This window comes from Bradyrhizobium sp. Kon10 (assembly GCF_055807395.1).
The window spans coordinates 67,459-79,693 of sequence record NZ_JBVVOZ010000015.1 but is presented as its reverse complement, the minus strand read 5'-3'; the positions used below and the strand labels follow the sequence as shown (position 1 = coordinate 79,693).

The window sequence follows — 12,235 nt, the reverse complement described above, 5'->3', positions numbered from 1 at the left end:
GGCGTTCGGGCGTGCTATGGATGAATCGCCTGACGTGAGTGAGCAATGAGCGCCGAACAGTCGCCTAAAATCGTGATTGTCGACGAAAGCCCGATCCGGGCCGCGATCCTCGAGGAAGGGTTGCGCGAGGCCGGATTCACGCAGATCGTCCATATCAGCGAGATGCAGAGCCTGCTCGCCCGTATTTATGCGGTCGACCCCGACATCATTTTGATCGATCTGGAAAACCCCAGCCGCGACGTGCTGGAAGCGATGTTCCAGGTCAGCCGCGCCGTGCGGCGCCCAATCGCGATGTTCGTCGATCAGAGCGATTCATCCTCGATCCAGGCCTCGGTCGAGGCCGGCGTGTCCGCCTATATCGTCGACGGCTTGAAGAAGGAGCGCATCAAGCCGATCCTGGACCTCTGCGTGTCCCGCTTCAACGCCTTCGCAAAGCTTCAGGAGGAATTGGAGCGCACCAAGTCGCAGCTCGAGGACCGCAAGGTCATCGAGAAGGCCAAGGGGATCCTGATGAAGGTCAAGGGCCTCACCGAGGACGAGGCCTATGTGCTGCTGCGCTCCACCGCCATGCGCGAGAAGAAGAAAATCGGCGAGATCGCGCAGTCGATCATCACCGCGTCGGAGATGCTGAAATGACCGCTCCGCTCCGCATCGGCTTCATCCCGCTGGTCGATGCCGCCGCCCTGATCGTCGCCGTCGACAAGGGGTTCACCGCCGCCGAGGGGCTCGAGGTCGAGCTGGTGCGGGAGGTGTCCTGGTCCAATGTCCGCGACAAGCTCAATATCGGCCTGTTCGACGCCGCGCATCTGCTCGCGCCCGTGGCGATCGCGTCCTCGCTCGGGCTCGGCCATGTCAAGGTGCCGATCGCGGCGCCCTTCAATCTCGGCATCAACGGCAACGCGATCACCGTGTCGCCGGCGCTGCATGCCGCGCTGATGCAAGGGATCGACGGCGACCGTTTCGATCCGCTTGCGACCGCAAAAGCGCTGGCGAAGCTGGTCGCCAAGCGGCGCAAGGCCGGGGCCGAGCCGCTAACCTTCGGCATGACCTTTCCGTTCTCGACCCACAATTACCAGCTGCGGTTCTGGATGGCGGCAGCCGGCGTCGATCCCGACGAGGACGTGCGCCTCGTGGTGCTGCCGCCGCCTTACATGGTAGATAGTCTCAAGAGCGGCCATGTCGACGCGTTCTGCGTCGGCGCCCCCTGGAATTCGATCGCGGTCGATCTCGGCGTCGGCCATATCCTGCACTTCGTCTCCGATATTCTCGTACACGCGGCGGAGAAGGTATTGGCGGTTCGCCAGGTCTGGGCCGACAAGAATCCGGACGTGGTCGCCGCGCTCACCCGCGCGGCAGTGAAGGCGGCCGAGTTCATCGAGCACGCCGAAAACCGGACCGAGGCCGCGCGCATCCTTGCGCAGCCGGAACGGATCGGCGTCGATGCTGAAGTGATCCAGCGCACCCTCGACGGGCGGCTGAAGATCTCGCCCGACGATACCTTCCGCGAAAGTGCTCGCTACCTTCTGGTCGGGCGCGAAGGGGCAGGGCGCCCGGATCCGGTCCAGGCGGCGTGGCTCTATGCCCAGATGGTGCGCTGGGGTCAGGCGACGCTGACTCCCGACGGCGTCAAGACGGCCATGGCCGTGTTCAGGCCGGATCTTTACGACGCGGCTCTCGGACAGCGGCCGCCTGCAGAGGCGCCGGCGGCATTTGGCGCGTTCGCCGGCCCCACCTTCGATCCCGGTAATATCCGGGGGCATCTCGAGGCCTTCGAGGTCGGTCGCTGGAAGGCCTGATTCGGCCTGCAGCGTTCTTGGGCAGCCGGGATTATCGTCCAAATTTTGAGCTGACTGCTCGAATTTCGAGAGAGTTCCGGAGCCGGGATCTCTTGACCCTCACCATAATTGTTTGAAATGGCTCAATATTTCATTTTCGCAAAGCTGGCACGCAACTTGAATGTTGCAGTGCGGCCAGCCAGTCACAGTCGCCTGCTGCGCCAAGTCCCACAGCAACGAAGCTGCTTGGACCGTCGAGTGGCAAAGCCGGCTCCAGAGCCAGCCGAGGTCCTCGCCGGTCTTACCATTCCGTCGATCCCACCGAGGTGGCCGCAGGAGCTTCGTTACAGACTATGAAAATCGATACAGTCTCAGTCGACTTTACCGACGACCAGAAACGCTATCTCGAGGGCTTCACGACCGGTCTGCAGATCAGCCGGGTCGGTCGCGGCCTCGGCGGCGGCGCCGCCGCCGGGAAGGCGAACGCTGAGTCCACCGGTCCCGATGCCGTGCACATCAAGGCGCAGGACAGGGTCGTCGCGTCGGGCAAGAAGCTCGCCGACCAGGAAAAATTCAAGCGCGACGAGTATCCGTTCGACGCCTATCCGCGGCTGCGCCAGCAGGCGCTCGACAACGCGCCGCCGAGCCCCGCGGATAATTTCCGCTGGCGCTATTTCGGCATCTTCTACGTCGCGCCGACGCAGGACTCCTACATGTGCCGCCTGCGCATCCCCAACGGCATCATGAAGCACTGGCAGCTGTCAGGCCTTGCCGATCTCGCTGATGATCTGTGCGGGCCCTACAGCCATGTCACGACCCGCGCCAATCTGCAGCTTCGCGAGATCCCGCCGAAGCACGCCGTGAAGCTGATCGAGGGCATCCAGGATCTCGGCCTGTGCTCGCGCGGTTCCGGCGCCGACAACATCCGCAACGTGACGGGAACGCCGACCGCCGGCATCGATCCGCAGGAGATCATCGACACGCGGCCCTATGCGCGCGAGTGGCACTATCATATCCTCAACGATCGCTCGCTCTATGGCCTGCCACGCAAGTTCAACGTCGCCTTCGACGGCGCCGGCAGGATCGCGGTGCTTGAGGAGACCAACGACATCGCCTTCACGGCGTTCGAGGTGAAAGACGGGTTCGGCGTCGAGCCCGGAATCTGGTTTCGCCTTGGTCTCGGCGGCATCACCGGACACAAGGATTTCGCAAAATATTCCGGCATCATCGTCAAGCCCGAGCAGGCGACCGCGGTCGCCGATGCCATCGTGCGGGTGTTCATCGAGCATGGCGACCGCACCAACCGCAACAAGGCGCGTCTGAAATATGTGCTCGACGCCATGGGCCATGACGGCTTCCTCAAGCTCGTCGAGGAGCGGCTGAAGACGCCGTTTGCGCGCGTGCCGCAAGAGGCGTTTGCGCCCCGGCCTGCGGCGGACCGCATGGCGCATATCGGCGTGCACAAGCAGAAGCAGGACGGCTTGAACTGGATCGGCGTCTCGGTGCCGCTCGGCAAGATCACCTGCGAACAGATGCGGGGCCTGGCCAAGGTCGCGCGGGATCTTGGCGACGGCGAGATCCGCCTGACCGTCTGGCAGAACTTGCTGATATCAGGCGTGCGCGACGATAGCGTCGAGCTTGCGATTGCGGCGATCAAGCAGATCGGACTGGCGGTCGAGGCCTCCCACATCCGCGCCGGCCTGATTGCCTGCACTGGCAATGCCGGCTGCCGCTTCGCCGCTTCGAATACCAAGCGCCACGCCGCCGAGATCGGCGACTGGTGCGAGCCGCGTATCGCGATGGACAAGCCGGTCAACATCCATATCACCGGCTGCCACCACTCCTGTGCGCAGCACTACATCAGCGATATCGGACTGATCGGGGCGCGCGTGCCGGTTGGCGAGGAGGACACGGTCGAGGGCTATCACCTCTTCACCGGCGGCGGGTTCGGTCCCGATGCCGATGTCGGGCAGGAGGTCTATCACGACCTCAAGGCCGAGGACGCGCCGAAGACGGTCGAGGCGCTGCTCAAAGCCTATATCGCCCATCGCTCGTCTCCCGACGAAACCTTCCTGTCGTTTGCGCGCCGCCATGGTGGCGAGACGCTGCGCAAGCTTGCCGATGCAGAGGTGTCCGCATGAACCAGATCAGCCCTCCGCCGAAACTCGATATCATTCCAACGAGTGCGCCGTTCTCCGACGCGCAGCGTTCTTGGCTAAACGGCTTCTTTGCTGGACTGTTGTCGCCTGATGCGGCTACGCCTTTGTCGGCTGAACAGGGCGCGGCTGTGATGCAAGGCGCAGCCGGTGACGGCGACGACGGCGAAGCGCCGTGGCACGACCAGACCATGCCGATCGCCGACCGGATGAAGCTCGCTGACGGCCGGCCCCTACGTCGCAAGATGATGGCGGCGATGGCGCAGCAGGATTGCGGCCAGTGCGGCTACAATTGCCACGATTATTCGGAGGCGATCGCCACCCGCAGCGAAGCGCGGCTCAACCTCTGCGTCCCCGGCGGCAAGGAAACCGCGCGGATGCTGAAGTCGCTGTACGAGGAGCTCGACAAGGCGCCGGCGGCCAGCAAGGCCGATGCTGTGGCGGCGCCGGCGGTGACGGTCACGATTGCCGAACCCGGCCGCTCGCGCGACAACCCGATCGCAGCGACCTTCCTGTCGCGCCGCCTTCTCAACAAGGGTAAGTCGGAGAAGGAAACCTATCACGTCGAGTTCGATCTCTCCGAGAGCAAGCTCGACTACGTCGTGGGCGACAGCTTTGGCGTGCTCGCGCGCAACGATATCGGGCTGGTCGACCAGATCATCGCGCTGCTCGGCGCCTCTCACACCACGAAGGTCAACGGCAAGACGCTGCGCGAAGCGCTGATCCAGGACGTCTCGCTGTCGCCGGCGCCGGACACGCTGTTCGAATTGCTCTCCTTCATCACCGGCGGCGCGCAGCGCGAAAAGGCGCGGGCGCTCGCACAGGGCGAGGATCCCGATGGGGATGCCGCCACGCTCGACGTCATGGCTGCGCTCCAGAAATTTTCCGGCACCCGGCCGCATCCGGAGGCCTTCGTCGAGGCGCTGGAGCCGCTCCAGCCGCGGCTCTATTCGATCTCCTCGTCGCACAATGCGACCCCCGGAAAACTGTCGTTGACGGTCGATTCCGTGCGCTACGTCATCGGCAAGCGCAAGCGTATCGGCGTCGCCTCGACCTTCCTCGGCGAGCGCATCAATGAAGGCGAGAAGCTCAAGGTCTATGTGCAGAAGGCGCACGGCTTCGGCCTGCCGCAGGATCCCAAAACGCCGATCATCATGATCGGCCCGGGCACCGGTATCGCGCCGTTCCGCGCCTTCCTGCTCGATCGCAAGGCGACCGGCGCGCCTGGCAAGAACTGGCTGTTCTTCGGTCACCAGCGCAGCGATTGCGATTTCTTTTATCAGGACGAGCTCAACGCGATGAAGACCTCGGGACTTCTGACCCGCATGTCGCTGGCGTGGTCGCGCGACGGCGAGAAGAAGTTTTACGTGCAGGACCGCATGCGCGAGGTCGGCCGCGAACTGTGGACGTGGCTTGCCGAAGGCGCGCATCTCTACATCTGCGGCGATGCCAAGCGCATGGCCAAGGACGTCGAGCGTGCGCTGGTCGACATCGTCGCCCAGTTCGGTGCCCGCTCCACCGACGACGCCGTGAGTTTTATCGCCGAGCTCAAGAAGACGGGCAGGTTCCAGGCGGATGTGTACTAACGCGACAGGAGCCGGTTCCAATCGGCGCGGATTTTAACGAATAGGATTCTCGGAACCGGTCACCGCGGAGAATTTGCACCTCCAAGCCGGTATTTCAGGAGAACCGCATCGCTATTTCCGTCGCCGCCTTGCGGCCCACCGGGGTTGATCCCTCATAATCCCCCGGAATGGGACGTTGGAGATCCACAATGCGCGAGCTATCGGCGGAAGCCAGGCTGCATTTCTACGCGCGCTCGCTCTCGCGGCGGACCGGCGCCAGCGTCCATCACATCGGGCTCTACAGCGCCGTCGCGGTCATCGCGGCCATCGTGTTCGGCACGCTCTCGGTGCACCCGTTCTGAGTTGTCGTTCCGGGGCGGCGAAGCCGAACCCGGAACCTCGAGATTCCGGGTCTGATGCTTCGCATCATCCCGGAATGACGACCAACCTCACGCCCCGCGCTTGAACGGCGCCACTTCGATCCCCGCATCCTTCAACGCCTGACGCAAGCCACGCGCGATCTCGACGGCACCGGGCGTATCGCCGTGGATGCAGACCGTGTCCGTGCGCATCTTGATGACCTTGCCGGTGACCGAGACCACCGCACCATCCTGCACCATCCGCACCACCCGGTCGGCGATCACTTTCGCATCGTGCAACACCGCGCCCGGCTTCTTGCGCGAGACGAGATTGCCGTCGTCCTCATAGGCGCGGTCGGCGAACACCTCGTGCACCATCGGCAGATTGGCGTCCTCGCCGGCCTTCACCAGCTTCGAATTGGCGAGCACGACGAAGATCAGGCTCGGATCGACGGCCTTGATGCCGGCGGCGATCGCCTTCGCCGTCATGTCGTCCTCGCAGGCGACGTTGGAGAGCGCGCCATGCGCCTTCACATGCGTCACTTTGTGACCGGCCGCGGTCGCGATCGCCTGCAGTGCGCCGATCTGGTAGGCGACGAGGTTCTCGATCTCGGAGGCCTTCAGGCCCGCGATCGGGTGGCGGCCAAAGCCGTGGAGGTCGCGGTAGCCGGGATGCGCGCCGACGGAGGCGCCGCGCGCCTTCGCCAGCTCGACGGTCCGGCGCATGATGTCGGGATCGCCGGCATGGAAGCCACAGGCGACGTTGACCGAACTCGCAAGTTCGATCATCGCGGCGTCGTTGCCCATCTCCCACGCGCCAAAACCTTCACCGAGATCGCAATTGAGATCGATCGTCTTCATGGGGTGCTCTCCGTCTCTGGTCCTCTTGTCGTTTACGGCTCGGCCGCAACTTGCCAGGTCCCGGCGTCGACGGCACTGACAGCATAGCCCGCCACGTTGGCATCGCTGAGCGCTTCGATGTTGAGCGCGACGGCGTCGGCGGCGCGCAAGCGATCGGGCAGGGTGCGGATCAGTTGCGCGAATGTCTTGGCCTCGTCCTGCGCCTCGGCCATGCTGACGGCCTTGAAGCGGAACACCGTGCCGGCCGAGGTCTGCGCGAGGCGGCCGACATCGGCCGTGATCACGGTTGCGATCTTCGGATAACCGCCGGAGGTGCCGCGGTCCATCATCAGGGCGATCGGCGCGCCGTTGCCGGGCACCTGGATGCTGCCGTCGACGGTGCCGTCGGAAACGATGTTGTGGCCGTGCAGGTGCTTGATCGCGGGACCCTCGAGCCGGTAGCCCATACGGTCGGACGTCGCCGAGATCTTCCATTCACTGTTGAGGAACAGCGTCTTGTTGGCGTCGTCGAACTCGTCGTCCTGTGGTCCCAGCAGGACGCGAATGGGACCATTCATCGGCTTTGGCAATTCAATCCGCAGCTCAGGCGCGCCGCTCGCGGGACCGACGTCGAATTCGTCGCCGGACTGCAGCGGGCGCGGGTAGGGGCTGCCGAGGCCCGCGCGTGCATTCACCGCGAGACTGCCGAACACTGGCTCACCCTTGATGCCGCCTTCGATCGCGAGATAAGTGAACGCGCCGCCGCGGGCGAAACCAAGCGTCAGCGTCTCACCGTCCTTCAGCGTCACCGAGGTCTCCATGGCCACCGGTCGGCCGGCGATATCCGCGTTGCGCGGTGCGCCGGCAACCGCGACGCGCACCGCGCCGTCGCGCGCCGTGAAGGCGGCGCCGAACGGGCCGATCTCGACAACGGCGGCGAACGGGTCGTTGCCGACCAGCGTATTCGCTGCCGCGAGCGCAAGGCGATCCATCGCGCCGCTTGGGGTCAGGCCATAGCGCTGCGCACCCGGACGCCCGCCGTCCTGGACGGAGCTTGCAGGCCCGATGCTGACGACAACCAGTCGGCTCATGCGACCACCTGCTCGGCGATGATCTCGCCGGCCTCGGCGGCGCGATCCTGCTCCTCGAAGGTCTTGTGGTCGATGGCGAAAAACGTCACGCGATCACCGGGTTCGGTCAGAAAGATCGGATTCCGGTGGAGCTGATAGGTCCGCACCGGCGTGCGGCCGAGCAGATGCCAGCCGCTCGGGGCAGCCAGGCACTGGATTCCGGCCTGGATGCCCCCGATCGAAATCGTGCCGGCGGGGGTCAGCAACCGCGGATTCTGCCGCCGCGACATGTGCAGGGATTTGTCCAACCCGCTGAGATAAGACCAGCCCGGCGTGAAGCCGATCATCGCGACTTTGTAGTCGCCGGCGACATGCCTGGCGACGATGTCGTCGGGCGTGGTGTTCAGCGCCTTGGCGACATCCTCGAGGTCGATGCCGTGCTCGCCGCCATAGGCGACGGGAATGCGCCAGCGCCGCGCTGTCGTAGCCGGCGGCAGCGGCTGGGTCGCAAGCGCAAGCAGCTTGTCGCCAAGGGCGTCGAAGCCGATCTTGCCGGGATCGTAATGGACCAGCAGCGAGCGATAGGTCGGGACGGATTCGGTGATCCCATCGATCGCCGCCGCGGCGAGCACCTTGTCGAGCGCCAGCACGCGCTGGTTGGCGGTCTCGTCGATGGTGCGGCTGAACTCGACCGTGACGGCGCTGTCGCCACTGGGCAGAAGGCGGGGCGGGGGAAGCGTCGCGGTCATGAGCTGTCGAAGGGCTCTCGAAATCGGGCTTCTGGAAAACGCGGGCTCATCCTTGAGCTGCGCATCGCCTGCTTCGCGTAAATGCGCCCGCAAGTCCAATAAATTAATGCAAGGGCAAGCGATAAAGCCTTGTTATCGCGGCGCATAACAGCCCGGCGGGTCTGCGTTCTTGGCCCTTGACGCGAAGGCGGCGCCTCGCAAGATGCGCGGCGTCCTGTCCCGCCTATTTCGGAGCTCGTTGCCGTCCATGTCGCTATCCCCCGAAGCCCGCAAGACCCTCGCCGGCATCACCACCGCCACCATCACCACGGTCCTGCTCAAGAAGGGCCTGCGCAACATCTGGATGCGCGGCGCGCGTCCGCTGCGTCCGGGCCTGCCGCGCCTGGTGGGACCGGCCTTCACGCTGCGCTTCGTGCCGGCGCGCGAGGATCTGGCGACGCCGGAATCCTGGTCGTCGCCGATCTCGACCCGGACCGCGATCGAGGCGATGCCCGAGGGCTGCATCGCCGTGGTCGATGCCATGGGCATCACCGATGCCGGCATTTTTGGCGACATCCTCTGCGCCCGCATGATGAAGCGCGGCGTCACCGCGCTCGTCACCGACGGCGTGGTGCGTGATGTCGAGGGCGTGCTCGGGACCAATCTTCCGGTGTGGTGCGACGGCTATGCCGCGCCGCCCTCCGTTGCCGGCCTCACCTTCGTCGGCTGGGGCGAGCCGATCGGCTGCGGCGGCGTCGCGGTGTTCCCGAACGACATCGTGGTCGCCGACCAGGACGGCTGCGTGCTGATCCCGCAGGCGATGCTCGATCACGTGCTGGCCGAAGGTGTCGAGCAGGAACGCATGGAAGCCTGGATCGTCAACGAGGTGAACAACGGCGCGGTACTGCCGGGCCTCTATCCCATGAACGCCGAGACCAAGGCGCGCTACGCGGCAAGCAAGAAGTAACGACAACAAGCGAGGTACCACCATGGAGATCACTGTCGCAGGCACGCGGCCGACCCGCCGCGCGCCCAAGGAAAACTTCACCGGCACCGTATTGCAGGACCCCGTGATCATGGCGCCCGCGCCGGCACGGCTGAACTGCTCGCGCGTGTCGTTCGAGCCGGGTGCGCGCACCAACTGGCATCATCATCCGCTCGGGCAGACGCTGTACGTCATCTCCGGCGTCGGCCGGGTCCAGGCCAAGGGCGGCCCGATCCGCGAGATCCGTCCCGGCGACACCGTCTGGATTCCGCCGGGCGAACTGCATTGGCACGGAGCGACGCCGACCAATGGGATGACCCACATCGCCATGCAGGAAGCGCTTGACGGCGTCTATTCGACCTGGCTGGAGCCGGTGACCGACGCCGACTACGGCGCGGCAGTCGGCTAGCTATATCCGCTCAGCGGTCCACGTTCCCGTGCACATGGCGCCGCGCCATGTGCCGGAGCCGGAGGTGCCGCTGAGCCGGCCGAAGCCAACGGCGCGCTTGAGGCCGGTGCTCAAGGTGACGTTGATGCTGCCGGCGTCGGCGACATGGCCGGAGGCCGTCACGGCGGCGCTGCTCGATGCGATCTGACCATTGTTGATGCCGATCGCGACGGTTGCGCCGTTGCCGCAGGTCTCGCTCGACGACGCGATGCGAACATTCCATGCGCCGTCGAACGTGCTGGCGCTCGCTTGCGCGACCGGCAGAACCAAGGCGAACACGGAAACGAACAGCCCTTTGCGAAAGCAATTCATGACACGCCCCTGTGGTTGAACCTGCTTGCATCCTGGCAGGCGCGGGGGACACGCGATGTGATGACAGTCACGCGCGCAGGGAGCTGTGTGAGCTGGCGCACCCCGCAGCGCGGCGCAAACAAAAAGGGCCCGCATCATGGGGCCCTTTTCGATGTCGGAACGCCGTACGCGCAGCTCAGTTCACCCGCGTCCAGGTCTGGCCGCCGCAGAACATGCCGCCGAAGGCGCAGCCCTGCACTCGCAAGCGATCGGTGCCCTTCAGCGCGATCGTCGAGTCGTAGGTCGAGCCGTTGTTGGGATCGAGGATGCGGCCGGACCATTTCTGGTCCTTTGTCGGCTTCATGTTGATCAGGACCTGCTCGCCGTTCTGGTTCGATTTGCTGTCGACCGAATAGCCGCAGAGATTGTTGCCGCACTGTTCGATGCGGACCTTGCCTTCCTTCTCCTCGGTGAGCCAGACGCCCAGCGGTGAATTGAGATCACGCGCCGGTGCGGCGGCGGGAGCCGGGCTGACGGCCGCCGACTGAACCGGCGCTGGCGCTGGGAGCGGAGGCGGCGCCGGGGGCGCGGCAGCTACAGTCGGGGCCGGCGGCGGCGCGGGCGGCGGCAGCACGGCCGTGTCGGCCGGAGCATTGTTGGCGGTCGCTGTCGACGCAGGTGCTGGCGGAGCGGGCGGTGGCGCTGCAGCTGCAGGAGCCGCGGCCGGAGCCTGCTCGGCCGCGGGCGGCGCTGCGGCGGGAGCGGCGGCCGGTGCGGCCGGCGCTTGCGGATCGACCTTGGCCTGTTGCGGAGCCTGTTCCGGCTTCGCGTCGTTCTTTTTGGCCTTCTTGGTCTTGCCCTGGCCGGTGTTGTCGTAGACGCCGGGGATCGACACCGTGCCGCGATCGGGGTCGATGCGGATGGTCCGCCCGCCGTAATCGAAGGTGTACTGCGCTTGCGCTGCGGTACTCGCCAAAAGGAATGCGGCCATCGCCAACAGCTTCCTCATTTCAATCTCCTGAAACACGTGGTCCCCGCACCGACGCCTACGCCCCGGCCCGATCGCAAAAAGTGATCTAGATCACTGTTCTCGGTATGAGTCGTCCTCCCGGCGGTCCGGGTTCAATACGCGCGGAGCCGGTCCAAAGTTTGGCTGAGGCAAGCGAAAGGGGCGGGCGCTAGTCGAACCAGGCAGCGTAGATCTTCTTGTAGCTGCCGTCCTCCATGGCGATGTGCAGCCACTGGTCGACGAAGGCCTTCAGCGCCATGTCGCGCTGCAGCCAATAGGCTTTCTCGGAGAAGTCGAACGGCTTGTCCGGGTGCACCGCGCAGAGCACGCCGGCATGCTGCTTCTGCTGATAACGTGTCTCGGAGGCGTCCGTCATCATCAGGTCGGCATTGCCCTTGGCAATCTCGTCGAAGATCACGGTGTTGTCCGGGAAGACGTTGATCTCCGCGTCCTTGACGTTGGCGCGCGCAAAACGCTCATTGGTGCCGCCGGGATTGACGATGACGCGGGTGCCCTTCTTGTCGATATCGGCGATGGTCTGGTACTTGCCGACGTCGGCGCAGCGCGCGATCGGCGTCTTGCCCTCGCGCATGATCGGCACGGAGAAGTAGCCCTTCTTCTGCCGGTCGAGCGTGACCGAGATGCCGCCCATCGCGATGTCGAACTGGTCGGCCTCGAAATCCTTCATCAGCTTCGGCCAGGCCGTTGGCACATATTCGACCTTGACGCCGAGCGCCTTGCCCAATGCCTCCGCCATATCGACATCGAAGCCAGAGAACTGCTGCGTGGCCTTGTCGAGATAGGTGAAGGGCTTGTAGTCGCCGGTCATGCCGACCCGCAAAGTGCCGCGCTTGACGATGTCGTCGAGGCGCGAGGGTCCCGGCTGCTGCGCCTGGGCCGAAAGGTTTGCCAGCAACATCACGGCCAGGGCCGCCACGATTCGAACGATCATCTCTTTTCCACCGATCCCCGAGCTGTCATTGTGCCGCTCTTGATGTGGATTTAGACC

Annotated in this window: 13 protein-coding genes; 7 read left to right on the top strand and 6 right to left on the bottom strand. The window is 65.1% G+C overall.

Features of this window, described 5'->3' with window-relative positions; all coding sequences use genetic code 11:
- Positions 1 to 45: 45 nt before the first annotated feature.
- The 5 genes from AC0L2O_RS21440 (at position 46) to AC0L2O_RS21420 (ending at position 5,858) form a co-directional block, all read left to right on the top strand.
- Positions 46 to 636, top strand: coding sequence for an ANTAR domain-containing response regulator (locus AC0L2O_RS21440; RefSeq protein WP_369723606.1), 591 nt, complete (start codon positions 46 to 48; stop codon positions 634 to 636).
- The gene (locus AC0L2O_RS21435) at positions 633 to 1,796 is read left to right on the top strand and encodes a CmpA/NrtA family ABC transporter substrate-binding protein (RefSeq protein WP_473371091.1); all 1,164 of its coding nucleotides are present in this window, start codon (positions 633 to 635) and stop codon (positions 1,794 to 1,796) included. Before AC0L2O_RS21440 ends, AC0L2O_RS21435 begins: the two co-directional genes overlap by 4 nt.
- 332 nt (positions 1,797 to 2,128) lie before the next feature.
- Positions 2,129 to 3,916 (top strand): NirA family protein, encoded by a 1,788-nt coding sequence (locus AC0L2O_RS21430; protein ID WP_473371090.1) that lies wholly within the window; start codon positions 2,129 to 2,131, stop codon positions 3,914 to 3,916.
- Positions 3,913 to 5,517: a sulfite reductase subunit alpha gene (locus tag AC0L2O_RS21425; RefSeq protein WP_473371089.1), complete on the top strand. Its 1,605-nt coding sequence runs from the start codon at positions 3,913 to 3,915 to the stop codon at positions 5,515 to 5,517. The genes AC0L2O_RS21430 and AC0L2O_RS21425 overlap by 4 nt, the downstream gene beginning before the upstream one ends.
- A gap of 188 nt (positions 5,518 to 5,705) precedes the next feature.
- Positions 5,706 to 5,858, top strand: coding sequence for a hypothetical protein (locus tag AC0L2O_RS21420; RefSeq protein WP_369723603.1), 153 nt, complete (start codon positions 5,706 to 5,708; stop codon positions 5,856 to 5,858).
- A gap of 87 nt (positions 5,859 to 5,945) precedes the next feature.
- Here the strand turns inward: AC0L2O_RS21420 and AC0L2O_RS21415 are convergent, their stop codons facing one another.
- The 3 genes from AC0L2O_RS21415 to pxpB are packed head-to-tail and all read right to left on the bottom strand — an operon-like array spanning position 5,946 to position 8,514.
- Complete coding sequence (locus AC0L2O_RS21415) at positions 5,946 to 6,716, bottom strand: LamB/YcsF family protein (RefSeq protein ID WP_473371088.1); 771 nt, start codon at positions 6,714 to 6,716, stop codon at positions 5,946 to 5,948.
- Between the two features lie 32 nt (positions 6,717 to 6,748).
- Complete coding sequence (locus tag AC0L2O_RS21410; protein WP_473371087.1) at positions 6,749 to 7,786, bottom strand: 5-oxoprolinase subunit C family protein; 1,038 nt, start codon at positions 7,784 to 7,786, stop codon at positions 6,749 to 6,751.
- On the bottom strand, positions 7,783 to 8,514 hold the full coding sequence (gene pxpB, locus AC0L2O_RS21405; RefSeq protein WP_473371086.1) for a 5-oxoprolinase subunit PxpB: 732 nt from the start codon (positions 8,512 to 8,514) through the stop codon (positions 7,783 to 7,785). Before pxpB ends, AC0L2O_RS21410 begins: the two co-directional genes overlap by 4 nt.
- A gap of 247 nt (positions 8,515 to 8,761) precedes the next feature.
- On the opposite strand from pxpB, the gene AC0L2O_RS21400 reads away from it, so the two are divergent.
- Both AC0L2O_RS21400 and AC0L2O_RS21395 read left to right on the top strand, forming a co-directional pair.
- A complete protein-coding gene (locus tag AC0L2O_RS21400; protein WP_211386428.1) occupies positions 8,762 to 9,460 on the top strand; it encodes a ribonuclease activity regulator RraA in 699 nt (232 codons plus the stop codon).
- A 22-nt stretch (positions 9,461 to 9,482) separates the two neighbouring features.
- Positions 9,483 to 9,887, top strand: coding sequence for a (R)-mandelonitrile lyase (locus AC0L2O_RS21395; RefSeq protein ID WP_473371085.1), 405 nt, complete (start codon positions 9,483 to 9,485; stop codon positions 9,885 to 9,887).
- Here the strand turns inward: AC0L2O_RS21395 and AC0L2O_RS21390 are convergent, their stop codons facing one another.
- From AC0L2O_RS21390 to AC0L2O_RS21380, 3 genes are all read right to left on the bottom strand, one after another.
- The gene (locus AC0L2O_RS21390) at positions 9,888 to 10,238 is read right to left on the bottom strand and encodes a hypothetical protein (RefSeq protein WP_473371084.1); all 351 of its coding nucleotides are present in this window, start codon (positions 10,236 to 10,238) and stop codon (positions 9,888 to 9,890) included. It abuts the gene before it with no gap.
- Positions 10,239 to 10,413: 175 nt separating this feature from the next.
- On the bottom strand, positions 10,414 to 11,226 hold the full coding sequence (locus AC0L2O_RS21385) for a DUF2147 domain-containing protein (protein ID WP_473371083.1): 813 nt from the start codon (positions 11,224 to 11,226) through the stop codon (positions 10,414 to 10,416).
- A 169-nt stretch (positions 11,227 to 11,395) separates the two neighbouring features.
- Complete coding sequence (locus AC0L2O_RS21380) at positions 11,396 to 12,178, bottom strand: transporter substrate-binding domain-containing protein (protein ID WP_473371082.1); 783 nt, start codon at positions 12,176 to 12,178, stop codon at positions 11,396 to 11,398.
- Between the last annotated feature and the right edge of the window lie 57 nt (positions 12,179 to 12,235).

What these genes read in the sequence shown, in the direction of transcription:
- AC0L2O_RS21440 (WP_369723606.1), top strand. Translation starts at nt 46, where the DNA reads ATGAGCGCCGAACAGTCGCCTAAAATCGTGATTGTCGACGAAAGCCCG.
- AC0L2O_RS21435 (WP_473371091.1), top strand. Translation starts at nt 633, where the DNA reads ATGACCGCTCCGCTCCGCATCGGCTTCATCCCGCTGGTCGATGCCGCC.
- AC0L2O_RS21425 (WP_473371089.1), top strand. Translation starts at nt 3,913, where the DNA reads ATGAACCAGATCAGCCCTCCGCCGAAACTCGATATCATTCCAACGAGT.
- AC0L2O_RS21390 (WP_473371084.1), bottom strand. Translation starts at nt 10,238, where the DNA reads ATGAATTGCTTTCGCAAAGGGCTGTTCGTTTCCGTGTTCGCCTTGGTT.
- AC0L2O_RS21385 (WP_473371083.1), bottom strand. Translation starts at nt 11,226, where the DNA reads ATGAGGAAGCTGTTGGCGATGGCCGCATTCCTTTTGGCGAGTACCGCA.
- AC0L2O_RS21430 (WP_473371090.1), top strand. Translation starts at nt 2,129, where the DNA reads ATGAAAATCGATACAGTCTCAGTCGACTTTACCGACGACCAGAAACGC.
- pxpB (WP_473371086.1), bottom strand. Translation starts at nt 8,514, where the DNA reads ATGACCGCGACGCTTCCCCCGCCCCGCCTTCTGCCCAGTGGCGACAGC.
- AC0L2O_RS21380 (WP_473371082.1), bottom strand. Translation starts at nt 12,178, where the DNA reads ATGATCGTTCGAATCGTGGCGGCCCTGGCCGTGATGTTGCTGGCAAAC.
- AC0L2O_RS21395 (WP_473371085.1), top strand. Translation starts at nt 9,483, where the DNA reads ATGGAGATCACTGTCGCAGGCACGCGGCCGACCCGCCGCGCGCCCAAG.
- AC0L2O_RS21415 (WP_473371088.1), bottom strand. Translation starts at nt 6,716, where the DNA reads ATGAAGACGATCGATCTCAATTGCGATCTCGGTGAAGGTTTTGGCGCG.
- AC0L2O_RS21400 (WP_211386428.1), top strand. Translation starts at nt 8,762, where the DNA reads ATGTCGCTATCCCCCGAAGCCCGCAAGACCCTCGCCGGCATCACCACC.
- AC0L2O_RS21410 (WP_473371087.1), bottom strand. Translation starts at nt 7,786, where the DNA reads ATGAGCCGACTGGTTGTCGTCAGCATCGGGCCTGCAAGCTCCGTCCAG.
- AC0L2O_RS21420 (WP_369723603.1), top strand. Translation starts at nt 5,706, where the DNA reads ATGCGCGAGCTATCGGCGGAAGCCAGGCTGCATTTCTACGCGCGCTCG.